The following is a 22,415-nucleotide window of genomic DNA, read 5'->3' as shown; positions in this document are numbered from 1 at the left end:
CCGCTGTCGATCTGATGGAAACGCGATCGCTACGACTATGTCATTGCGATTTCGCTGTCGGTGTCTATGGGTCCCCGCCTGCGCGGGGACGACCGCTGAGAGGTCGTCGCATCTCGTTCATCCCCAAGACATGAAAAAGCCTCCGGACTTGGACCCGGAGGCTTTCACATCTGCGAGGAAGAAGGATTACTTCTTCTTGGCAGCCTTCTTGGCCTTCTTGGCGACCTTCTTGACGGTCTTCTTGGCAGCCTTCTTCACGGTCTTCTTGGCGGCAGCCTTCTTCACGGTCTTCTTGGCGGCGGCCTTCTTGACGGTCTTCTTGGCGGCCTTCTTCACGGTCTTCTTAGCAGCTTTCTTAGCCATTGGTGGTCTCGCTTTCTTGGTTGCCTTCTTTGAAGAGGATTTCTTCGCAGAAGCTTTCTTGGTGGACTTCTTCTTGGCCGGAGTCGCTTTCTTCGCAACTTTCTTCGCGGCCTTGGTAACTGTTTCGACCACCGAGGTGGCCGCTTCTTTGGTCGCACCGGCGGCGCTGCTCAGCGCATCCGTCACTTGTTCGATGATCGGAGTGTCGTCAGTCATAGCATCCCCCAGCGGTTATCGACTTTGCCACGTTAGTCCGATTCGGCGGTGTGTTGAAGTGCATGCGATATGCCGTCAACTACTTCGTATCGTCTTATACGCTTTTAACGCACGATCGCGACCTTCCTTGTGGTCGATGATCGGCATCGGATAGTCGCTGCCGAGTTTGATACCTGCTTCCTTCAGCTCCATCGGTGTTGCCGTCCACGGTTGATGAACGAGTTTTGCTGACAAGTTATTAAGCTCTGGAACCCATTTGCGAACGTAGTCGCCGTCGGGATCGAACTTCTCGCCCTGCAGGATCGGATTGAAGACGCGGAAGTAGGGCGCAGCATCGGCGCCGGAGCCCGCGACCCACTGCCAGTTGGCAGGATTGCTGCCGCTGTCCGCGTCCACAAGCGTATCCCAGAACCACGCTTCGCCATGGCGCCAGTCGATCAAGAGATGCTTCACGAGGAAGGATGCGACCACCATCCGCACGCGATTGTGCATCACGCCGGTGTGCCAGAGCTCGCGCATGCCGGCATCGACGACGGGATAGCCGGTCAGGCCACGCTGCCACGCCTTCAATGCCTTGCGATCGGTCTTCCAGGGGAAGTCGTCGAAGGATTCCTGCAGATTGCGGGCAGCAAGATCGGGAATATCGAACAGCAGATGCCGGCAGAAGTCGCGCCAGCCAAGCTCGCTGAGGAATTTGCCGACGTCGCTCGCGAGCTTCGGATCTTCATCCGCGGTGAATTGCGCAGCGTGCCAGACTTGCCTGGGGCTGATCTCGCCGAAGCGCAGATGTGGAGAGAGGCGCGACGTCCCGTCGCGGTCAGGGCGATCGCGATCGCCTGCATAGCCCTGGATGTCCTTGAGGAAGCGCTTGAGATGTTTGTGCGCCGCAGCTTCACCAGGCGTCCAGCTTTCGCGCAGACCGCCGGCCCAGTCTGGTTTGCTCGGCTCGAGCTTCCAGTCATCGAGCTTGTCGCTCTTCACTTTTGGTGCGGCGATCAGCTTCTTCGGCGCAGGCACGGGCTTTGCCGGGCCACCCATCGCGAGGATGCGCTTGAAGAACGGCGTGAAGACCCGCAGTCCGCGACCTTCCTTCATGCGAATGGTGTTCGGATGCGCCAGCAGGTCGCCCGGAAAGCTCTCGGTGCCGATATCGAGATCGGCAAGCGCTTCTGTGACCTCATCGGCGATGGCGAGATGCGGCGCCTGTGCGATCTCGTTCCAGTAGACGTGGCTCGCATTGATCTCGCGCGCGATGGAAGGGATCACCTTCGCCGCGGCGCCCTGGCGCAGCACCAGCGTCCCGCCGATGGCTTCGATCCTGTCGGAGAGCGCACGCAGCGACTGCGCCAGCCACCAGCGCGTGGCGCCACCCATCGGCCGGGCCTGTGGTGCTTTGATCTGCCTACTCTGCTCGTCGAGCAAATAGAGACAGAGCACCGGCGCGCCAGACCTCGTTGCAGCATGGAGGGCCGGGTGATCCGAAAGGCGAAGGTCGTCGCGAAACCAGACGATGATGGGGGCTTGATCGGTCATGTCACCGATCTAACACGGATGTGGCGCGATCGATCCAGTCTCTGATACCGCGGCTTGCAACCTTGCGCGTGCTGATGCGTATTTCTTCGTAGTCATCATGCAACCGACCGGAGACCGACGTGAAGCGCAATGTGATTCTCTATCTGGCGACCTTCATCGTCATGCTGCCGCTCGATCTGCTCTTCCTCGGGCTCATCGCCAAAGGTTTCTTCCAGTCGCAGGTTGGCGACATGCTGGGCGACGTTCGCCTGGCGCCGGCCGTCCTGTTCTATTGTCTCTACATCGTCGGCATCCTGATCTTCGTCAGCGCATCGGCGGATGCGACGTGGCGCTCGACGCTGATCTATGGCGCGCTGTTCGGCTTCTTCTGCTACGCGACCTTCGAGCTGACCTCGCTGTCGCTGCTCAAGCACTGGACCTGGCCGGTGGTCGTCATCGATATCGCCTGGGGGACGTTCGTCACCGCAACGGCGGGGACGCTGGGGCTGATCATTACGAATTGGCTGGCGCCGCGAACGTAGGATGGGTTGAACGGCGGCGCGGAGCGCCGGAGTGATAACCCATCAGCGGAGGCTGCCGCATCGACGGAATGATGGGTTTTCGCTTCGCTCAACCCATCCGACGTCCATCGCAAAAAAAAGGCGCCGCGATCATCTCGCGGCGCCTTTTCGTTTCTGCAAGTCGTTCGCAGCGTTACTTCGGCTGCGGCACGATGCGGATGTAAGGCTTCGGTTCTTTCCAGCCGGCCGGATAGATCGTCTTCGCCTCGTCATTGGTGACGGAGCCGGCGATGATGACGTCCTGGCCCTGGCTCCAGTCCGCCGGCGTCGCCACGCGATGCTTGGCGGTGAGCTGCAGGCTGTCGATGACGCGCAGGATTTCCTGGAAGTTACGGCCGGTGGTCATGGGATAGACGAGGATCAGCTTGATCTTCTTGTCCGGCCCGATGACGAAGACGTTGCGTACGGTGGCGTTGTCATTGGCGGTGCGGCCATCGGCGCCGCCGGAGGCGTCGGCCGGCAGCATGTTGTAGAGCTTGGACACCTTCAGTTCGGTGTCGCCGATCATCGGGAATTTCGGCTCGGCGCCCTGGGTCTCGTTGATGTCGGCGGCCCACAGCGCATGCTTGTGCACGGGATCGACCGAGAGACCGATCAGCTTCACGTTCCGCTTGTCGAACTCGCCCTGCAGGCGGGCGAGGGCGCCGAGCTCGGTGGTGCAGACCGGGGTGAAATCCTTCGGATGCGAAAACAGCAGCGCCCAGCTGTCGCCGATCCAGTCATGGAATTTGATGGTGCCCTGGGTGGTTTCGGCTTCGAAGTCCGGAGCAACGGAATTGATCTGTAGAGCCATGGATCGACCTCATGTCCTGGGAAGGGATCGCGCGAATGCGTGCGTGGTCTGATTATAGGGAGATGGGGTCACGATTGGAACCGGTACGCAAAAAGGACAAGATCCTTCCTTCATCGGTGCGCCCAGGAGCATCGCCTTTCACGCAAGCCCTCTGCGACACAATGGCGTCGGCAATATCAAGTGATCAGATGCCGCGAAGTTGCCGCTCGCCGGGCGCAATGCCGCCGGAGGTGATCGCCACATCTGGTCGAACCAAGTGGCGCCCGACCGCGACTGAACTGCAACGGTTGGGGATAAGAAAAGTGCCTATCCCGTCTCTTAACCGCTCGTTAATTCGCTCGTGGGATTTCCTAGGTATCCCGAAAAGCACTGCAAATAGAAGAGTTTGAAATGTCCACCGCTGCCGTTGCCGAGGTATTCGGCGCCCTCGAAATGTCCATCGCCGACCGCCGCGCCGCGGCCCAGGCTCTCACCGTCGTCCGCGACGGTGTCATCACCGGCGAAGGCCCGACCGCCGGGGGACGCATTCATTTCTCCCGCGCGCTCGACGCGGATGACGCCGCCTGGTGCGCGCGCATTCTCGGTGCATCGGCGCTCACGAGCCAGCCGGTCAGCCGCGACGAAGCCGAGGCGCTGTTTGCGATCAACGAGGCCGCGCGCGAGCGCAGCGATGACGGTCGCTTCGACGATCTGTTCGCCAAGGCCGTGGTACATCACGCGGCGTCGGCGTCGGGCCTGCCGGTGCCGCCACGCGATGTTGCGCTGTCGCCCGACGTCTCCATCGACAGCTGGGCGCCAACCAAGGCGGTGGGTGTGAATGTCGAAGTGCTGGAATGGATCGCGTCGCAGATGCGCGCCAAGCGCGTCAGCAATGCCACTATCATGACGCTGCTCGCCGCCGTTGTTGGCGCTGCGACATTGCCGCTCGCGCAGCTGCCAGCCGTGTTCGACATCGGCATGTAAGCCGGATTGCAGTTTCGCATACGAAAACGGCGCGGCATTGCCCCGCCGTTTCTTGTTTGGTGCGTTACTTCTTCGCGTCCAGTCCGACCGTGCGGCCGGGGAACCCGGCGACGTCGAAATAGCGTTGCTCTCCGACCTTCTGCCACACGAGAACGGTACGCAGGCCCTGGTCGTCGGGCTTCGAACGCGTGGTCTCCGAGGTCACCTTCGGTGTCTTGCCGTTCGGCATCGCTTCGGTCATCACGCGGCCGATCAGCTTGCCCCTGGCTTCGCGCTTGAGGCCGAGCAGGTAAGCGGCGGTGATGCCTGTATCGGCATTGCTCACGGGAAGCGGATTGACGAAGCCGGCTTTGAAGTCCGGGCCGATCGCCGCCATGAAGTTGTGCGTGTCACCGCGCCCGAAACTGCCATGCATGCCCTGGCCCTGACGCAGCACGGTGTCCGCAATCTCGACCTGACAGGCCGCGGGTTGATCGCAGCCGGTGGAATAGGAGCGGAACGAGACGGCGATGGCCGGATGCGGCGTGACCGCCTTGCCGGACAGATTGATCGCTGACAGCGGCAACGTGCCGGGGGGCGAGCCCAGTTCATCGGAGACGAAGATGCCGCTGATATAATCCTGCTTCAGCAACGCTTTCACGGTCTTCGCAGCCAGTGCCTTGTCCTTGGTCGGCAGGTAGATCAGGTCGGAGCCGCCATTGGTGGCGACAATCAGATCCGGTTTGTCTTTATCCTTACCGATGTAAGCATTGCCGGCCTTCGGATAGGCGTTGTCGCCGACGGCCGCGAACTTGTCGTTCGGGTCGAACAGCGGCAGGTCGAGCGATTTGGCGAGATCGATGGCCAGGAAGCCGAGCGGCAAAAAGCCTTCCGGCGTGTCGGGATAGGTGCCCTTGATGGTCGCCGAGGTCTTGCTCTCCTTCGAGATCGTCGAGAAGCCGTGATCCGCCGAGATCATGATGTTGGTATTCGCCGCGAGGCCGAGATCGTCGAGCGCCTTGCGCAACTGCGCGAGATTATCGTCGGCATTCTTGATCGAGGCGAGCGAGGAGGGGCCGTTGATCCCTGGCGTCACCTTGTTGAGGCTGTCGCCCTGATTGTGCTGAGTGCCATCGGGATCGCGCGACCAGAACACCAGCACGAACGGCTTGTTGCGGGCCTTGAACATCGGCAGGACCACTTTGGTCGCGACATCGGCCATGTAAGCCTGCTGCTTGACGTTGGCTTCGGTGGTGCCAGGCGTTTTGGCATCGCCGGCCTTGCCATTGTCGCCGCGGCCGGGCGTTTCAAGCGCGAAGCCGGCTTTGCCGAGCGCGTCCTTCATCTCGTCCGAGAGCGGAATGCCGAGCAGCTTGCCGGCCTTGTCGACGCCGCCGGTCTGGTCGTCGATGGTGATCGTCTCCTTGCCGGTGCGTTCGGTGTGATCGAACATCAGGGTCGGGCCGACCTTGCCGATGGCGGCCGTCGAGAAGCCCGCCTTGCGCGCGGCCTTCAGCAGCGTTTCCTCGTTCAGATAGTCGCCGTTGAACTGTTCATCGAGATCGCCGAGCACCTGGTCGTGCTCGATGAAGGGGATGGTGCTGCCGTTCTGCACCGGGGTCGGATGCCCCGTATAGATCGAGTTGGAGAACACGCCGCTGTCGCCGAGATAGTGGCCGGAGGCCATGCCCGAGGCATTGGCCATGGTGAAGGTCGGAAACAGCGAATGCGAATTCCTGAAATTGACGCCCTTATCCCGCACCGCGGACATGGCAGGTGCCGTTTCTGGCGTCACCTTCAGCGCCCGGAGCCCATCAGGTACGAACAAAATGAGGTTGCGGGGCGGACTGTTTTGGGCGAACACCGTTGTCGCACAGATAAGAGAGACACTCAGGGAGAGGATGGTGGCAGCGCCGCGCATGAAACACCTCGCTTCAGGACATTTCGGTCGATCGCGACCGGGCCTCTTTTTTAGATTTCGTCCGCGACAGAATTGTTACGGATGCGGCGCCATGTCACATTGTACCGCCGGTTTCATCTTCCCGATCCCGCCTCAAGGTTGCAAGCAAGACAGCTCATGTTCAAAAAGATTCTGATCGCCAATCGCGGCGAGATCGCCTGCCGCGTCATCAAGACCGCCCGCAAGATGGGTATCAAGACGGTCGCCGTTTATTCCGAGGCGGATCGCGACGCGCTCCATGTCGAGATGGCCGATGAGGCCGTCTTCATCGGGCCGCCGGCCGCCGCCGAAAGCTATCTGCTGATCGAGAAGATCGTGGAGGCCTGCAAGGCGACCGGCGCGGAGGCCGTGCATCCCGGCTATGGCTTCCTGTCCGAGCGCGAGGCATTCCCGCGCGCGCTAGAAGCGGCTGGCATTGTTTTCATCGGTCCGAACCCCGGCGCCATCGCGGCCATGGGCGACAAGATCGAATCCAAGAAGGCGGCCGCAGCGGCCAAGGTCTCGACCGTCCCCGGCCATCTCGGTGTCATCGAGGATGACAAGCACGCCGTGAAGATCGCCGACGAGATCGGCTATCCCGTGATGATCAAGGCCTCGGCCGGCGGCGGCGGCAAGGGCATGCGCATTGCGCATTCGACCTCCGAAGTCGCCGAAGGTTTCAACCTCGCCAAGGCGGAAGCGAAAGCCTCGTTCGGCGACGACCGCGTCTTCATCGAGAAATTCATTGTCGATCCCCGCCACATCGAGATCCAGGTGCTCGGCGACAAGCATGGGAATGTGATCTATCTCGGCGAGCGCGAATGTTCGATCCAGCGCCGCAACCAGAAGGTCATCGAGGAAGCGCCGTCGCCGCTGCTGGACGAAGCCACGCGCCGCAAGATGGGCGAGCAGGCTGTGGCACTCGCCAAGGCCGTGAATTACGACTCGGCTGGCACCGTCGAATTCGTCGCCGGGCAGGACAAGAGCTTCTACTTCCTGGAAATGAACACCCGCCTGCAGGTCGAGCATCCGGTGACCGAACTCGTCACCGGCGTCGATCTCGTCGAGCAGATGATCCGCGTGGCGGCCGGCGAAAAGTTGGCGCTGGCGCAGAAGGACGTCACGCTTACCGGCTGGGCGGTGGAATCCCGTGTCTATGCGGAAGATCCGTTCCGTAACTTCCTGCCATCCATCGGGCGCCTGGTGAAGTATCGCCCGCCGGCCGAGAGCCATATGGAAGGCGGCGTCACCGTGCGTAACGACACCGGTGTGCAGGAGGGCGGCGAGATCTCGATCTATTACGATCCGATGATCGCCAAGCTCGTCACGCATGCACCATCGCGCGCGGCGGCGATCGATGCACAGGCCAATGCGCTCGATGCCTTCTATGTGGACGGCATCCGCCACAACATCCCGTTCCTGTCAGCGCTGATGGTCCATCCGCGCTGGCGCAGCGGCAATATCTCCACCGGCTTCATCGCCGAGGAATTCCCGAACGGCTTTGCCGCCAAGGCGCCGGAAGGCGATGTCGCCCGCCGCATCGCGGCGGTGGCTGCCGCCGTCGATGCTGTCTATGGCGAGCGCAAGCGTCAGATCTCCGGCCAGATGATCGGCCGCCCGGTGGTGCGCGCCGGTCGTCGTGCCGTCTGGCTCGAGCGCGAGGAAGTGCTGCTGGATGTCGCGCGCGACGGCGATGCGACGACGGTGGCCTTCATCAATGCCGATGGCAAAGCCGGCGCCGTGCATCACGTGGTGTCGTCGTGGAAGCCCGGCGTGCCGGTCTGGGATGGCAAGATCGATGGTCATCACGTCGCCATGCAGGTGCGCCCGCAGGCCTCGGGCATCCGCATCGCGCATCAGGGCTATGAGGTCGCGGTGAATGTCTACACCGAGGCCGAAGCCGCTGCCGCGCGCCTGATGCCGATCGGCGTCAAGGCGGATACCGGCAAGAAGCTGCTCTGTCCGATGCCGGGCCTCGTGGTTTCGATTGCGGTGACCGAAGGCCAGGAAGTCAAAGCCGGCGAGACCCTTGCCGTGGTGGAGGCGATGAAGATGCAGAACGTGCTGCGTGCCGAACGCGACGGCACCGTCAAGAAGATCCATGCCGCTGCTGGCGCAACGCTGGCGGTGGACGCGCTCATTCTTGAATTCGCGTGACCACGTTCCGGCAACGCCGTTACGGATTGCGGGCCATCCTGGCCGGCGATCGCTGCGTGCGGCCGGGATCGGTCTATGATGCGATCTCGGTGCGTATCGCTGAAGACCTCGGCTTCGAGGTCGGCATGTTCGGGGGATCGGCGGCGTCGCTCGCCATCCTCGGCGATCCCGACATTGCGCTGATCACGCTGTCCGAACTCACCGAGCAGATGCGGCGGATGTCACGCGCCGGCTCACTGCCGGTGCTGGTCGATGCCGATCACGGCTATGGCAATGCGCTCAATGTCCGCCGCTCGGTGGAGGAGCTGGAAGCCGCCGGCGCCGGTGGTCTCACCATCGAGGATACGCTGCTGCCCGCCGCCTACGGTGAGGCCAAGGCGCAGGTGATCTCGGCGGACGAGGGGCTCGGCAAGGTCAAGGCCGCGCTGGGCGCGCGTCAGGATCCGGCGCTGGTTATCGTCGGTCGCACCGGTGCCGCCTCGATCACGTCAGTCGATGATGCGATCGCGCGCGCAAAGTCCTATGAGGCTGCCGGCGTTGATGCGATCATGTTCACCGGCCTCAAGAACCGCGCTGAGCTGCAGGCCGCGAGTGTGGCGACGACATTGCCGATCGTGCTCGGCACGCCCAGCGACGACATGATCGATTGGGATTTCCTCAGCGCCCAGCGCGTCCGCGTCTGCATTCAGGGCCATGCACCGATCTCGGCTGCGATGGCCGCGGTGCATGCGACACTGAAGGCCGTGCGCGAGGGGGCAGGGCCGAAGGAGCTGAAGAATCTCGCTTCCGCTGAGCTGATGGAAAATGTCACCCGCGGTGCTGTCGTCAAGCAGCGCGGCGTTGATTATCTCGGGCTGAAGAAATAATGGCCATCGTCATCCGCCATGTGATCGTCACGGGGCGGGTGCAGGGCGTTGGCTACCGTGCCTGGACCGGCGATCAGGCCATCATGCTCGGCCTGCACGGTTGGGTGCGCAACCGCCGCGACGGCAGCGTCGAGGCGGTGTTCGCCGGGCCTGCCGAGCTTGTCGCGGAGCTGATCGAGGCCTGTCATCGCGGGCCGCCGCCGGCACGCGTGGACAATGTGGTGGCGAGTGATGCCACGGCCGACATGCTGGCGCTGCGCGATCCGCGAGAGACATTTTCGCAGCTGTCGACGATCTGATTACGAACCCAACATACTCCACCCTCATCCTAAGGAGCCGCGGAGCGGCGTCTCGAAGGATGGCCGCGAGCGCTGACGTACGCCATTCATGGCTCGAGACGGCGCTATCGCGCCCCCTCACCATGAGGGCGGAGTGGGCTGTCAGGCGATCGCTGCGGTGTCGATGTCGTGCATCTCGCCGAACACCTCGCCAAATGCGGTCTTCAGCGCGACGTCCACATCCGTCATCGTGACAGGCAGGCCGAGATCGACCAAGCTCGTCACACCGTAGCGCGGATCGACCACACCGCAGGGCACGATCGCATCGAAGTGGCCGAGGTCCGGTTCCACATTGATGGCGATGCCGTGGAACGAGACCCAGCGCTTCAATCGCACGCCGATCGCCGCGATCTTGTCTTCAAAACCCGCACCCTTGTCAGGCCGCGCAACCCATACGCCGACGCGATCCTCGCGCCGCTCGCCCTTTACGTTGAACGCGGCGAGGGTGCGGATGATCATGTCCTCCAGCGCTGCCACATAGGCGCGGACATCCGGCCGCCGCGCTTTCAAGTCGAGCATCACATAGGCCACGCGCTGGCCGGGCCCGTGATAGGTGATCTGGCCGCCGCGACCGGTCTCGAAAACCGGGAATCGGGCGTCGAGCAGGTCGTCGTCCTTGCCCGATGTTCCAGACGTATAAAGCGGCGGATGTTCCAGCAGCCAGACCAGCTCCGGCGCCTCGCCATTGGCGATGGCGGCCACCCGCGCTTCCATGGCGGCGACCGCCTCGGGATAGGGAATCGGGGCATCCTCGATCCGCCATTCCACGGGAGGGCCGGCGGCACCGCGGGAAAACGGTGTCAGATCGAGGGCTTGGCGGTCATTAACCATTGGCTAACCATAAGCGTGCTGTTCTCAGGCTCAGTCCTGACGCGCGGGCGCGCAGGGTCCTTTATCTGTGACTGTGGGGCCGACGTGCCAACCCTCGACAATATTTCCGTAGATATCATGGTGGTGCTCGGCACCACCACTATGCCTGTACATCAGGTGATGCGCCTCAGCCGCGGCGCCATCATCGAGCTCGACGCCACCGAGCAGGACGAGGTGAAGATTCTCGCCAATAACCTGCCAGTTGCCTCCGGTTCGGTCATGGTCGATCGCAACCGCATTGCTGTCGAGGTCAAGCAGATGCTGCCGCGCTCTCCGGAGCGCAGATAATTTTCCCCACAGGGCGATGGGGAACGCGGTTCAGGCCTTGTGCCCCCATCATAGGTTTGTTACATCGGCGCCGGTTGATCCGGCCGGGCGATTTGCCCGCCGGTCTTTTCCAGCGCTCGTGGCGGAATTGGTAGACGCGCTGCCTTGAGGTGGCAGTCCGTAACAGGGTGAAGGTTCGAGTCCTTTCGAGCGCACCAATTCAAAAAAACCCTGCAGCCGTAATGGTTTGCGGGGTTTTTTTATAGGTGGATGCAAGCTTTGCGCGCGAGGCGATTGACCGCTCTTGCCAGCGTTTCGGCCGCTCGCCTTGCGGCGCCCGTCCACAGTAAGAGGGCGGATCTGAATAAAGGTGTTAGATTCCAATGATGCACACGATGGAACAGCTGTGTTCCGGTGCTTTGTCCGGCATCAAGCGCCTCCGGTTGTCTTGCGGGCTGGAGACGTTTCCGGCGGAGATTTTTGATCTCGCCGATAGCCTCGAAATCCTCGATCTGTCTGGAAATGCCCTCTCGGCTTTGCCGAGCGATTTTGGCCGGCTGCGGAAGCTGCAGATCCTGTTCTGTTCCGACAATCGCTTTACCGAACTACCGGATGTTCTCGGCGACTGTCCTGAATTGAGCATGATCGGATTCAAGGCCAATCAGATCGTTGATGTATCTCCGCGCGCTCTGACGGCCAAGCTGCGCTGGCTCATCCTGACGAACAACAAGGTGAGATCGCTGCCGGCTGAGATTGGCGACTGCAGCCAGCTGCAGAAGCTGATGCTCGCTGGTAACCAACTTGCGAGCCTTCCAGAGACGTTGGCGAGGTGTCGTCGGCTTGAATTGATCCGCCTGTCTGCCAATCGGCTGCAGGCGTTTCCTGAATTCCTTCTGGCATTGCCGCGCCTGTCCTGGCTGGCTTATTCAGGCAATCCCTTCACTGCAGGCATTGAGGCAGCAGCTGTTGCCGGCTCCGTCGTGCGCGATATTCATTGGGCCGATCTGCACATCGATGATGTGTTGGGGCAGGGTGCCTCCGGTGTCATTCACCGGGCGCGTCTTCGCGATGCTGACAAGGTTGACCGGACTGTTGCCGTCAAGTTGTTCAAGGGAACGATGACGAGCGACGGCACGCCAGAGTCCGAACTCGCAGCGTCGATGGCTACGGGATTGCATCCAAATCTCATTGCGTTGAATGGACGCGTTGCGGGACATCCCGGCGGCACAAGCGGGCTTGTGATGGAGCTGATCGGGCCCGAATTCTGCAGTCTCGCGGGCCCGCCGAGTTTCGAAACCTGCACGCGCGATGTCTATCCCGCGGATACGCGTTTCAGTCTCCCGGCGGTATTGCGAATGGCATCAGGCGTCTCCTCGCTTGCACGCCATCTGCATGAGCAGGGCATCATGCATGGCGACCTGTACGCCCATAACACGCTTCATGACGGCTGCGGGCAGGTCTTGCTCGGCGATTTCGGCGCTGCGTCGTTTTACGAGCGCGGCGGAGCGCATGCGAAAGGCCTCGAACGAATTGAGGTCAGGGCCTTTGGCTGCCTGCTGGAAGAATTGATCGAGCGATTCGTCGATGTCGATGAGAACAGCCATCGGCTTGCGCTGCTGCGAGGTTTGCAGTCAGATTGCCTGTCCGACGCGCCCGCGCAACGCCCATCGTTCAGTGAGATCGATCGGCGATTGGCAGGCGCGAGCGCAAGCTAGCATCGACCGCGACTCCCAGAGGACCTTCGCAGCGGTTTCGAAGACTTAGCTGCGCGCCGCCAGCAGCAGCGCGCCCATCGCTGCCACCGCACCGATCAGAAATGCCGACCCGTAACCGAACAAGCCAGCCGCATAGCCGACCGCCGGCGCCGTCACGCCGATGGCCAGATCGAAGAACGCGATGAAATTCGCCACCGCCCGGCCGCGCTGTTCGATCGGGACGCGGCGGGTTGCCTCGACGCCCATGGCGGGGAAGATCAGCGAGAAACCGATGCCGGTGACGAGTGCGCCGGCCAGCGCCATCCATGAATCCTGCGCGAGCCAGATCATGACCTGACCGCTGGCCTCGATCACCAGCGACACGACAGCGACGCGCGTCCCGCCGAACCGGTCCGGCCAATGGCTGCCGATCAGCCGCACGGCGATATAGCCGGTGGAGAACAATGCCAGCGCGGTGCCGGCGCCGGACCAGCCGCGGGCCGCATAAGTGAGAGCGAGGAAGCTGGTGAGTCCCGCAAACGGGATCGTGGACAGAAACAGGATCGTGCCCGGACGCCAGATCAGGCCGATCACCTTGTAGAACGGCGTACGCTCGACGCTGCCGCTGACCGGCACATCGGGAATCGTGGCGGCAATGGCGAGTGCGATCAACGGTGATATCGCTGCGGTGATCGCCACGCCGGCAAAGCCGACGCTGCTGTAGATGGCGAGGCCCAGCGGGGCGCCGAAGCCGATGGCGGCATACATCGCGATGCCCTGCCATGACATCACAAGGCCGGTGCGGTGGGGGCCGAGCCGACCGATGCTCCAGCTCATGGCGCCGGTGATGAACAGGCTTTCGCCAAAACCGAGCGCGACGCGGCCGACCAGCAGCAAGGCGAGCTTGGCGATCGCAGGCACCGGCAGCAGCGCTGCGGTGAGGTAGAACAGGCCGGCGGCGACTCCGAGCGGAAGGCCGAAGCGGATCACCGAACGCGCGCCGCGATGATCGCACAACGTACCGGCCCGATGCCGCGTGAGCACGGTGACGACGGATTGCAGGCCGATGGCGAAGCCAATGACGCTTGCGCCGAAACCGAGCTGATCATGCAGATAGAGCGCAATCGGCGGCAGCGGCAGGCCGACCGAGAGGAAGCCGAAAAACACGATAGCAACATGCCGCAGCAGGCTGTTGCGGTCATGGGGCGCCAGCGGCGCAGGCTTGGCGCGGAGAGGGGCGTTCTGATTCATATCGACGTGCTTCTTTGCAGCGGCCGCGCAATGCGGACCGCATCCGAGCACGTTGATTGACGTTAACGCTTACGACAGGGGCGATCCCCTGTGAGGCCAGCACGTATGTCGGCAGCCGCCTGCGAGTCAAGCGGCGGGTTGTGTGCATTGCATGGAGCGAGATGCTGCACTGCATTTACCGCTGGCACCACCCGGTGCGCCCCGCGTTGCCGCGGACGGGGTTCCAAACCGGAATGCATATGGATCTGATCGACACATTCGAGCGTCTGTTCGGCTGGGTTCCCGCCTGGATGGCGGGGCTCGGGCTGATCATGCTGGCAATCGTCGTGGCGCTGGCGGTCCACAAGACGGCGATGCTGCTGGCGCGCCGAGCTGTGGGCCAACGCTCTTTCGGCGTGACGTTTCTCAACCGCACCACCGGGCCGGCGCGGCTCGCGCTCTGCCTGCTGGCCGTCGCGCTGGTGCTGCCGCTGGCGCCGTTTGATGAGGGGGCGCGGCAGCGGCTCGCGCAGTTCTTCGTGGTCGCGACCATTGCGCTGGTGGGATGGCTGTCGATGCGCGCCGTCGATCTCGCCGCCACCCGCTATCTCGAACGCCACGAGATCGATATCGACGAGAATTATCGTGCCCGCAAATACGTCACCCAGGTGCGCGTTTTCAAGCGGGTGCTGGATATCCTGATCACCATCATCGCGGTCTCGACCGCGCTGATGACGTTCGAATCCGTCCGCCAATATGGCGTCAGCCTGTTCGCCTCGGCCGGTGCCGCCGGCCTGATCGTTGGTCTTGCTGCGCGTCCATTGCTCAGCAATCTCATCGCCGGCGTCCAGATCGCGATCACCCAGCCGATCCGCATCGAGGATGCGGTCATCATCGAGAACGAGTGGGGCTGGATCGAGGACATCGCCTCGACCTATGTGGTCGTGCGGCTGTGGGATTGGCGGCGCCTGGTCGTGCCGCTGTCCTATTTCATCGAAAAGCCGTTCCAGAACTGGACCCGCGATGCGGCGTCGCTGATCGGCACCATCAAGCTGCATGTGGACTACGGCGCCGATGTGCCGCGCATCCGCAAGCATCTCGAACAGGCGGTCAAGGAAACCGAATTGTGGGATGGCGCGGTGGTCAATCTGCAGGTGGTCGATAGCCATCCGCAGACGATTGAATTGCGCGCGCTGGTGAGTGCCCGCAACGCGCCGCAGTCATGGGACCTGCGCTGCGAGATCCGCGAAAAACTGCTGGCGTTTCTGCAGGAGCAGATGCCCGAAGCCTTGCCGCATCAGCGCGCTTATCTCGAGACGCCTGACCATGATGCCGTGACGCTTGTGCCTGCGCAGGCCGGCAGGCGTGCGGAGGGATCGAGCAGGTCGTCGTTCGGACGGCCGGCCGTGCCGCGCTGAGGCCATCTCGAAACAACAGCGAAATCGCTTATTCCGTCGCAGTTGTCATTCTGGTTTAGTGCTCCCGTAACGATCTACCGTTAGCAGTGCCGCCGCGACCCCGGCACGCGATGATCGCGCGGCGCATCGGTCGTCCGGAGCCCCCCATGAAATATCTGAGCTATATCTATCGCGCCGCTGCCAATTTCGCGTTTCTGGCGCTGGTTTATTTCAGCCTGAATTTCATCGGGACCTATCAGCAGCGCGCCATCATTGCAGGCCTCGTGCTGGCCTATGCGGGCATGCGGGCGATTTCGGCCTTGCGGAGCTTCGTGTTCTTCAAGGCGATCCAGAAGCTCGAGCTGGAAACCCGGCGTCTCGGTGGGCTTGCCGGAGAAGGTCCGTCCGCCGTCGCCAATCGCAAGGCGACCGTCAGCGATGTGGTCAATCAGCGTCAGGCCGGCGAGATGAAGGCCTATATCGACCTGTTCTTCCTCGCCATCATTGCGGTGCTGTGCATCGCCAAGATCGTGACGGACTAAAGCGCGTAGCCCGGATGAAGCGAAGCGCAATCCGGGGACCGGCGTTTCCGTTACACGGCCGGTCCCGGCGTTACGCTGTGCTTCATGCAGGCGACGCGCTAGCGCGGCGCAGCCGCTGCCGTGGGCGACAGTCCCGGCGGGATCGCGCCTGGAATGGTCTGCTTGGCTGCGTTTGCATCGCGTGAGATCAGCCGCGCGATGTCGTCATTCTCGGCGTGATGCGGCAGCCGCACCAGCGCCTTGATGGGCTTGTTGCGCCGCTCGGCGATGTCGAACAGGGATTCTCCCGGTACCGGCAGTGCATCGATCGCCGTCATCGCCGGAATGCTCGCGACGCGTGGCCATGGTGCCTGTGCGGGCAGGGGTGTCGTGCCGCGTGGCCGGCGGATGTGCTCGAAATTCTCCGTAAGCGACAGCATCTGGTCGGAGGTTGTGATCTCCGGTGCCGGCAGCATGTCGAGATGTGCGAAGGCAAAGCGCGGAATCTTGTGCCAATGCCTGATGGCGACGGTCTCGGAGACCGGATGCAACTGCCAGTCCTGCGGCACCGTTGGCGTCTTCGGCTTGTCGGGCGTCGCCGCTTCCACATGCACGATGCGATAGCCGCCGGCCTTGAGGTCGCGGAGAATGCCGGGCAGGGCAGCCACGGTGCGCGGCTGGATGTCGTGCAGCAGCAGGATGCCTTTGCCCTTCGCCTTCAGGCGCGACAGTGCGAGATTATGCACCGTTTGCGATGAGACGTGGCGCCAGTCGTCGGCCGGGAAATCCGCGCTCCAGGTCTGGATGCCGCGTGAGGCTAAGTAGTCCTCGACCACGCTGGCACGCAGCAGGCCGGGAATGCGGAAGAATGGCGAGAGCTGTGTCTCGTCGCCGAGCGCCGCCTTGGTGTTGGCGATGCCTTCCTCGATCTCCTGCTGCGCCTGTTCGATCGGCATCCGGTTCATGCTGAGCGGATGATTTTCGCTATGGGTGCCGACGCTGTGGCCCTGCCGGATCAGCTTGCGCACGCCATCCGGAAACTCCTTCGCCATCCGGCCGACCACGAAGAAGGTGGCCTTCACGCATTCGGCTGCGAGGATGTCGAGGATCTGGTTCGAATATTTCGGGATCGGGCCGTCGTCGAAGGTCAGCACGACTTCCTTGTCGCGCAGCGGCAGGGTGTTGGCGTATTGCATCGTGCCGATACGCGGATATTCGCGGGGATCGACCACGATGGTGCGCGAGGTGCCGAGCGCATCAGGATTGTTGCAGGTATCGGCGAATGCGGGCGCGGCCGACAGCAGCGTCAGACCCGTGAGCATGCCGAGATACGGCACCTGTCGTGCCCTCTGTCCAGTCTTCGCTCGATCAATCACGCAATCAATCTTCCGGTCTGTTTCGTCCGGAAATTACCGGCGCGGCCGTAAAGGCATTGTTAACTATGAGCGGCTGCCGGCCGGATCGTTCGATCTGTGCCTATTGAGAGGCGGGGCGGGGGCCAGCGGTCGGCGGTACGATATGCACGACCTTGTAATTGTTGTCCCTGAGATAGCGCAGGAAATCGGGCAGCATCGCGGCGGTCTGGCCCTTGGTGTCATGGAACAGGATAATGCCCTTGCCGGCCGCCTTGACCCGGCTGGTGATCAGGTCGAGCTGCTGCTGCGGTGTCATCGGGTTCCAGTCGCTGGCCCAGAAATCGGCCCCGAACACCGCGATCCGGCGAGACTGCAGCATATCGAGCAGCGCTGGTGTCGATTCGAAATAGGGAAAGCGGAAGAATGGCGTCGTCGGCACCGTGGTCGCCTTGCCGTTGAGGGCCATTTCGTCCGCGGAGATGCCGCGGTCGATCTGCTCGACGGCCTTTTCATGGCTGACCTTTTTCAGGTCCGCATGCGCAAAAGTGTGATGCGCGATCGTATGCCCCTCGGCAGCCATCCGCTTCACCAGTTGCGGATGCGCGGCGGCACTCTGGCCGATCATGAAGAAGGTCGCGCGGACGCATTCCTTGGCGAGTGCCGCCAGGATTTTCGAGGTGGTCGGCGGGTTGGGTCCGTCGTCGAAGGTCAGCACGACCTCGCGGTCCTGCAGTGGCAGCGTTTCCGGGAAGCTCTGGGTGCCGACGCGCGGATAGGCTTTTGGATCGACTGCCAGCACACGCGCCGTCCCGAGGGCGTTTGGCGTGGGGCAGTTGTCGGCATGTGCCGCAATCGTCGAGGCAATCAGCGCAGCCAGGGCAAGCTTCAACACGATCAATTCACTTTCCTGCCGACGATTCCGTGGGCCCGATATTTCCGATTGCATCCAGCGCCCGGCACTGGCACTTGCCAGACAAGAACGCATGCTTTCGGTTGGAATAGCGCATTTCCGCCGAAACTGCGCCATTCGCATTCCACATGGGTCAGGCGAGGTCCGACATGACTGACGACGTCGAGCTCGCCATGACAGCCGTTTCGGACCCCTCGATCCTCGACCAAATGCCGATGCGCGATGGCGAGGGAAACATCCGTCCTGAATTCGTCGAGGCGATCTCGCGGGCGGTTCAGTCGGCGGACACGGTGTTCCTGTGCGAGATCGTCGGCGAACTGCATGAGGCCGATCTGGGTGACCTCATCGAGGCGCTGGAGCCCGACGAGCGCGTCCGGCTGATCGAGCTGACCAAGGCCGATTTCGACTTCTCCGCGCTGAACGAGGTGGATGACTCCGTTCGCGAGGAATTGCTCGAGGAACTGGAGCCGGAGACGGTCGCCGAGGGCGTCCGCGACCTCGATTCCGACGATGCGGTCGAGCTTCTCGAAGGCGTCGATGAGGACGTCCAGGACGAGATCCTCGAAAAGCTGCCGCTGTCCGAACGCGTCGCGATCGAGCGCAGCCTGACCTTTCCGGAGGACTCCGCCGGTCGGCGGATGCAGACCGATTTCATCGCCGTTCCGCCGGACTGGAATGTCGGCCAGGCCATCGACTATATGCGCGAGACACCGGACCTGCCGGAGCGTTTCTACGAAATCTATGCGGTGGACGCCGACCAGCGCTGGCAGGGCGCCGTGTCCCTCGACACGCTGCTGCGCGCCCGCCGTCCCGTGCCGCTGGCCGACCTGATCGACGAGGACCGCCGCAGGGTCTCGGTGCTCGATGACCAGAGTGATGTCGCGCACCTGTTTGGCAAATACAATCTGGTCTCGGTGCCGGTGGTCGATCCGGAAAACCGTCTCGTCGGCGTCATCACCATCGACGACGTGGTGGACGTGATCGAGGAGGAGGCCGACGAGGAGGTCAAGGCGCTGGGTGGCGTGACCTCCGACGAAGAACTGTCGGATAACTTCCTCACCATTGCCCGCGCCCGTTTCATGTGGCTGCTGATCAATCTGGCGACGGCCTTCCTGGCATCGTCGGTGCTCGGCCTGTTCGAGGGCCAGCTCGAGCAGATGGTGGCGCTCGCCGTACTGGCGCCGATCGTGGCGAGCCAGGGAGGCAATGCCGCGACCCAGACCATGACGGTGGCCGTCCGCGCGCTGGCGACGCGTCAGCTCAATCCCAATAATGCCGTCCGCATCATCACGCGTGAGGCGCTGGTCGGCCTGATGAATGGCATCGCCTTCGCGCTCATCACCGGCATTGCCGCCTATCTGTGGTTCAAGACGCCGGGTCTGGGCATCGTCATTGCGCTTGCGATGATCACCAATCTCGTCGCCGGCGCCCTTGGTGGCATCCTCATCCCGATGGCGCTGGACCGCGTAAAGGCCGACCCGGCGGTGGCCTCGGGCACCTTCGTGACGACAGTGACCGACGTGGTCGGCTTCTTCTCGTTTCTCGGTATCGCGACGCTGTGGTTCGGGCTGAAGTAGTCAGCCCTTCATTCCTCCTTAACGGTATTGCCCGACCATCGCCGCAGAGAGGTCGGACATGCGCTTGCGATTGAAGGCTGACGGACGGATCGTGGAATTGCGGGACGGGGACGAGGTGCCCCTGGCGCCGGCGATGCCTGCTGCCGCCGAGCCCGTCGAAACACGCGCCTGCGATCCGGAAGTGCGCGATCTGCGCCGCCGCGCCCAGCTCACCCAAATCGAATTTGCGGCGCGCCTCGGCGTACCGGTCGAGACCATTCGCAATTGGGAGCAGGGCAAGCGTAGCCCGCGTGGCCCGGCGCGTGCGCTGCTGGCTGTCATCGCCCACGCGCCTGATACTGTGTTTGCGGCACTTGCGCCGGCGGACGTCTGAACGCCTGATCCGGATGGGCGTTGGCCTGGACAGCGCCGGACAAGCCCGCGGCGCATAACGTAGCTCCTTCGAAAGGAGGACGACGTGCAGTTCGTGGAAGCAAATGGCGCCCGTATCCCGGCGATCGGGCTTGGCACCTGGGAATTACGCGGCCGCACCTGCGCGCGGGTGATCGAGCAGGCGATCAAGCTCGGCTATCGCCATATCGACACCGCACAGGTCTATGAGAACGAGCGCGATGTCGGCGACGGCATCCGCGCGTCGCATGTTGCCCGCAGCGAGATCTTCGTCACGACCAAGATCTGGACCACGCATTTCGCGCCCCATAATCTCGAGCGCTCGGTGAAGGAGAGCCTGACGCGGCTGCGGATGACCGAGGTCGATCTGCTGCTGCTGCACTGGCCGAGCGCGCATGTGCCTCTGGAGGAGACGCTCGGTGCGCTCGCCCACGCCAAGCGCATGGGATTGGCAAAGCACATCGGTGTCTCGAATTTTACGGTCGCTCTCATCGACCAGGCTGTTGCGGCCTGTCCGGAGCCGCTGGTGTGCGACCAGGTGGAGTATCATCCGTATCTCGATCAGGCGAAAGTGCGCGCAGCCTGCAGCGAAAACGGCCTCGCGCTGGTTGCCTATAGCCCAATCGCTAAAGGCCATGTCCGCGGCGATGAAACCCTCGCTGCCATCGGAAGAACGCATGGCAAGAGCGCTTCGCAGGTCTGCCTGCGCTGGCTGGTGCAGCAGGGCGTCGTTGCGATTCCGCGCACCTCGAAAGTCGAGCGCCTGTCGGAGAATATCGACATCTTCGACTTCATGCTGTCCGAGGACGAGATGGTGGCCATCTCCGCCCTGAGCCGATCCGATGGCCGCCTGACCGACTACGGTTTTGCACCGAAATGGGACTGACGGTGCGGTGGTGCCGATGAACGTGCATTTGCCTCATTGATCCCGCAGACCGGATCGGCCATTCCAGAGCTTCGCGCTCACCATCGGATTGATGATGTTCTTTTATGCCTCCAAGATTCTCGGCTTCTTCACGCAGCCGTCAAACATCATCGCCGTGCTGTGTGTGATCGGCCTTGCGCTGGTGATGCTGAACCGGCACCGGATGGGCACCTGGTTAGTCAGCTTCGGGGTCTTGCTCTATCTCGTGCTCGGCTACTCGCCGCTGAGCAATGTGCTGTTGCTGTCGCTCACGGAGCGCTTCCCGAAATGGCAGGACGACGGTCGTGCCCCGGATGGGATCATCGTGCTCGGCGGCACCATCGATTCCGATTCCACCGTGGCTCGCAAATCGCTGGAGCTCAATTCGGCGGGCGAGCGCGTCACGGCGATGCTGGAACTGGCGCGCCGTTATCCCCAGGCCAGGATCGTCTTCACCGGCGGCGCCAGCAGTCTGCTCGAACAGGGGCTCTCCGAGGCGCCAGCGGCTGGCGACGTGTTGCGGCGGTTTGGCGTCGCGCCGGAGCGGGTCGTGCTTGAAACCGACAGCCGCACCACCGAGGAGAACGCCGCCTTCACCAGGCGTCTCATCAATCCCAAGCCGGGCGAGCGCTGGCTGCTCGTCACCTCCGCCTGGCACATGCCACGCTCGATCGGCGTGTTTCGCAAGGCCGGATTCGATGTCGAGGCCTATCCGGTTGACTGGCGCACCCGCGGATGGATCGATGCCCTCGAGACCTTCGATGATGCCGCCGATGGCCTTTCTCGCGCTGATAATGCCATGCATGAATGGGTCGGATTGCTGAGCTACCGGCTCGCCGGCCGCACCAGCGAATTGCTGCCGGGGCCGAAAAAGTAACTATGCGGCCGGGATAAGGGTGATCCGTCCGGCTTCGCCGCGCCTGCGACGGGGGCGAATGGTGATCTCGATGTCCTGGTCAAACGCGGTCAGCATCCGCATGAGTTTTTCGACCGACGCCAGCTGAAGCTGGCCGCGCAGCAATTTCGATAGATCGGGCTGCGACATCGCGATCAGTTCGGCTGCGGCTGTCTGTGTCATCTCACGCTCCGCGATGAGACGCTTCAGCTCGAATACAAGCGCGGCCTTCAAATGAAGCTCTTCGGCATCGGGCAGGCCGAGATCGGCGAATACATTGCCGGAGCCTTTCGTAAAAGCGGGCGAAGTCTTTTTGTTAGTCATCCGCGATCCCTGATACCTTTTTGTGAATGTCTTCGGCGATACGCAGGCGTTGCTTGATCAGATCGATATGCCGTTGCGGTGTCGCAATTCCGCTGATCGACTTCTTTTGAAACGCATGAAGCACATACAGAATGCCTTCGAAGCGAACCGTGTAGACTGCGCGATATGTGTCGCCGTCATAGCTGTCACGAATTTCCAGAACGCCACTCATGCCTTTAAGTGGTTTGGCATTGTGAGGGTGAACGCCAAGCTGTGCGTCGAAAAGCGCCACACCGACATCTCTGCGGACAGCCGCGGGGAATGCTCGCAGATCCTTCTGGCTCGAGCCAACGAAGACCAGAGGCTTCATCCGACGTAGCAGATCGCTCACAGAA

General features: G+C 62.6%; 23 protein-coding genes and 1 tRNA gene. 14 read left to right on the top strand and 10 right to left on the bottom strand.

All coding sequences use genetic code 11. From position 1 onward, the window contains the following. Window positions 1–186: 186 nt before the first annotated feature. A complete protein-coding gene (locus ACIQ2A_RS02525) occupies window positions 187–579 on the bottom strand; it encodes a hypothetical protein (RefSeq protein WP_398470780.1) in 393 nt (130 codons plus the stop codon). A 75-nt stretch (window positions 580–654) separates the two neighbouring features. Next, a complete protein-coding gene (locus ACIQ2A_RS02520) occupies window positions 655–2,112 on the bottom strand; it encodes a cryptochrome/photolyase family protein (RefSeq protein ID WP_398475395.1) in 1,458 nt (485 codons plus the stop codon). A 119-nt stretch (window positions 2,113–2,231) separates the two neighbouring features. Between ACIQ2A_RS02520 and ACIQ2A_RS02515 the strand changes: the two genes are divergently transcribed. Then, window positions 2,232–2,633, top strand: a complete 402-nt coding sequence (locus ACIQ2A_RS02515; RefSeq protein ID WP_398475393.1) for a DUF2177 family protein — start codon at window positions 2,232–2,234, stop codon at window positions 2,631–2,633. A gap of 172 nt (window positions 2,634–2,805) precedes the next feature. Here the strand turns inward: ACIQ2A_RS02515 and ACIQ2A_RS02510 are convergent, their stop codons facing one another. Next, window positions 2,806–3,465 (bottom strand): peroxiredoxin, encoded by a 660-nt coding sequence (locus tag ACIQ2A_RS02510; protein ID WP_398475391.1) that lies wholly within the window; start codon window positions 3,463–3,465, stop codon window positions 2,806–2,808. 390 nt (window positions 3,466–3,855) lie between these two features. On the opposite strand from ACIQ2A_RS02510, the gene ACIQ2A_RS02505 reads away from it, so the two are divergent. Next, on the top strand, window positions 3,856–4,428 hold the full coding sequence (locus ACIQ2A_RS02505; RefSeq protein ID WP_398475389.1) for a hypothetical protein: 573 nt from the start codon (window positions 3,856–3,858) through the stop codon (window positions 4,426–4,428). Between the two features lie 64 nt (window positions 4,429–4,492). Here the strand turns inward: ACIQ2A_RS02505 and ACIQ2A_RS02500 are convergent, their stop codons facing one another. Further along, window positions 4,493–6,328: an alkaline phosphatase family protein gene (locus tag ACIQ2A_RS02500; RefSeq protein WP_398475387.1), complete on the bottom strand. Its 1,836-nt coding sequence runs from the start codon at window positions 6,326–6,328 to the stop codon at window positions 4,493–4,495. A 156-nt stretch (window positions 6,329–6,484) separates the two neighbouring features. Between ACIQ2A_RS02500 and ACIQ2A_RS02495 the strand changes: the two genes are divergently transcribed. The 3 genes from ACIQ2A_RS02495 to ACIQ2A_RS02485 are packed head-to-tail and all read left to right on the top strand — an operon-like array spanning window position 6,485 to window position 9,668. Then, window positions 6,485–8,503 (top strand): acetyl-CoA carboxylase biotin carboxylase subunit, encoded by a 2,019-nt coding sequence (locus tag ACIQ2A_RS02495; protein WP_398475385.1) that lies wholly within the window; start codon window positions 6,485–6,487, stop codon window positions 8,501–8,503. Further along, the gene (locus ACIQ2A_RS02490) at window positions 8,500–9,369 is read left to right on the top strand and encodes an oxaloacetate decarboxylase (RefSeq protein ID WP_398475383.1); all 870 of its coding nucleotides are present in this window, start codon (window positions 8,500–8,502) and stop codon (window positions 9,367–9,369) included. Before ACIQ2A_RS02495 ends, ACIQ2A_RS02490 begins: the two co-directional genes overlap by 4 nt. Further along, on the top strand, window positions 9,369–9,668 hold the full coding sequence (locus ACIQ2A_RS02485) for an acylphosphatase (RefSeq protein WP_398475381.1): 300 nt from the start codon (window positions 9,369–9,371) through the stop codon (window positions 9,666–9,668). The genes ACIQ2A_RS02490 and ACIQ2A_RS02485 overlap by 1 nt, the downstream gene beginning before the upstream one ends. Before the next feature lie 141 nt (window positions 9,669–9,809). On the opposite strand, the gene lipB is transcribed toward ACIQ2A_RS02485, so the two are convergent. Beyond that, window positions 9,810–10,538: a lipoyl(octanoyl) transferase LipB gene (lipB, locus tag ACIQ2A_RS02480; RefSeq protein WP_398475379.1), complete on the bottom strand. Its 729-nt coding sequence runs from the start codon at window positions 10,536–10,538 to the stop codon at window positions 9,810–9,812. An 84-nt stretch (window positions 10,539–10,622) separates the two neighbouring features. Here lipB and ACIQ2A_RS02475 point away from each other — a divergent pair, with 84 nt between their 5' ends. The 3 genes from ACIQ2A_RS02475 (at window position 10,623) to ACIQ2A_RS02465 (ending at window position 12,559) form a co-directional block, all read left to right on the top strand. After that, window positions 10,623–10,865: a FliM/FliN family flagellar motor switch protein gene (locus ACIQ2A_RS02475; protein ID WP_233025783.1), complete on the top strand. Its 243-nt coding sequence runs from the start codon at window positions 10,623–10,625 to the stop codon at window positions 10,863–10,865. A gap of 112 nt (window positions 10,866–10,977) precedes the next feature. After that, window positions 10,978–11,062 (top strand) — tRNA-Leu (locus ACIQ2A_RS02470). A gap of 165 nt (window positions 11,063–11,227) precedes the next feature. Next, a complete protein-coding gene (locus tag ACIQ2A_RS02465) occupies window positions 11,228–12,559 on the top strand; it encodes a leucine-rich repeat-containing protein kinase family protein (RefSeq protein WP_398475376.1) in 1,332 nt (443 codons plus the stop codon). A 45-nt stretch (window positions 12,560–12,604) separates the two neighbouring features. Here ACIQ2A_RS02465 and ACIQ2A_RS02460 read toward each other — a convergent pair whose 3' ends face one another. After that, a complete protein-coding gene (locus tag ACIQ2A_RS02460; RefSeq protein ID WP_398475374.1) occupies window positions 12,605–13,789 on the bottom strand; it encodes an MFS transporter in 1,185 nt (394 codons plus the stop codon). Window positions 13,790–14,028: 239 nt separating this feature from the next. Here ACIQ2A_RS02460 and ACIQ2A_RS02455 point away from each other — a divergent pair, with 239 nt between their 5' ends. Then, window positions 14,029–15,186, top strand: a complete 1,158-nt coding sequence (locus ACIQ2A_RS02455; protein WP_398475372.1) for a mechanosensitive ion channel family protein — start codon at window positions 14,029–14,031, stop codon at window positions 15,184–15,186. 146 nt (window positions 15,187–15,332) lie between these two features. Continuing rightward, window positions 15,333–15,707, top strand: coding sequence for a hypothetical protein (locus tag ACIQ2A_RS02450; RefSeq protein ID WP_398475370.1), 375 nt, complete (start codon window positions 15,333–15,335; stop codon window positions 15,705–15,707). 98 nt (window positions 15,708–15,805) lie between these two features. Here the strand turns inward: ACIQ2A_RS02450 and ACIQ2A_RS02445 are convergent, their stop codons facing one another. Together ACIQ2A_RS02445 and ACIQ2A_RS02440 are read right to left on the bottom strand one after the other, a co-directional pair. Then, a complete protein-coding gene (locus tag ACIQ2A_RS02445; RefSeq protein ID WP_398475417.1) occupies window positions 15,806–17,008 on the bottom strand; it encodes a polysaccharide deacetylase family protein in 1,203 nt (400 codons plus the stop codon). Window positions 17,009–17,162: 154 nt separating this feature from the next. Further along, window positions 17,163–17,939 (bottom strand): polysaccharide deacetylase family protein, encoded by a 777-nt coding sequence (locus ACIQ2A_RS02440; protein ID WP_398475368.1) that lies wholly within the window; start codon window positions 17,937–17,939, stop codon window positions 17,163–17,165. A gap of 185 nt (window positions 17,940–18,124) precedes the next feature. On the opposite strand from ACIQ2A_RS02440, the gene mgtE reads away from it, so the two are divergent. The 4 genes from mgtE to ACIQ2A_RS02420 all read left to right on the top strand — a co-directional run bounded on the left by mgtE (window position 18,125) and on the right by ACIQ2A_RS02420 (window position 21,699). Continuing rightward, on the top strand, window positions 18,125–19,528 hold the full coding sequence (mgtE, locus tag ACIQ2A_RS02435) for a magnesium transporter (RefSeq protein WP_398475415.1): 1,404 nt from the start codon (window positions 18,125–18,127) through the stop codon (window positions 19,526–19,528). Between the two features lie 58 nt (window positions 19,529–19,586). Beyond that, a complete protein-coding gene (locus ACIQ2A_RS02430; protein ID WP_398475366.1) occupies window positions 19,587–19,901 on the top strand; it encodes a helix-turn-helix domain-containing protein in 315 nt (104 codons plus the stop codon). Window positions 19,902–19,985: 84 nt separating this feature from the next. After that, window positions 19,986–20,804, top strand: a complete 819-nt coding sequence (locus ACIQ2A_RS02425; RefSeq protein WP_398475364.1) for an aldo/keto reductase — start codon at window positions 19,986–19,988, stop codon at window positions 20,802–20,804. A 94-nt stretch (window positions 20,805–20,898) separates the two neighbouring features. Next, a complete protein-coding gene (locus ACIQ2A_RS02420) occupies window positions 20,899–21,699 on the top strand; it encodes a YdcF family protein (RefSeq protein WP_398475362.1) in 801 nt (266 codons plus the stop codon). Here the strand turns inward: ACIQ2A_RS02420 and ACIQ2A_RS02415 are convergent, their stop codons facing one another. Together ACIQ2A_RS02415 and ACIQ2A_RS02410 are read right to left on the bottom strand one after the other, a co-directional pair. Then, window positions 21,700–22,041 carry a helix-turn-helix domain-containing protein gene (locus ACIQ2A_RS02415; RefSeq protein WP_398475360.1) on the bottom strand — a complete coding sequence of 114 codons (342 nt, stop codon included), beginning with the start codon at window positions 22,039–22,041 and terminating at the stop codon, window positions 21,700–21,702. Continuing rightward, window positions 22,034–22,411 carry a type II toxin-antitoxin system RelE/ParE family toxin gene (locus ACIQ2A_RS02410; protein WP_398475358.1) on the bottom strand — a complete coding sequence of 126 codons (378 nt, stop codon included), beginning with the start codon at window positions 22,409–22,411 and terminating at the stop codon, window positions 22,034–22,036. The genes ACIQ2A_RS02415 and ACIQ2A_RS02410 overlap by 8 nt, the downstream gene beginning before the upstream one ends. Between the last annotated feature and the right edge of the window lie 4 nt (window positions 22,412–22,415).

The sequence above is a fragment of the Tardiphaga sp. genome (genome assembly GCF_044336785.1).
Taxonomy (GTDB): Bacteria; Pseudomonadota; Alphaproteobacteria; order Rhizobiales; family Xanthobacteraceae; genus Tardiphaga.
This window is presented reverse-complemented; position numbering and strand designations above follow the sequence as displayed.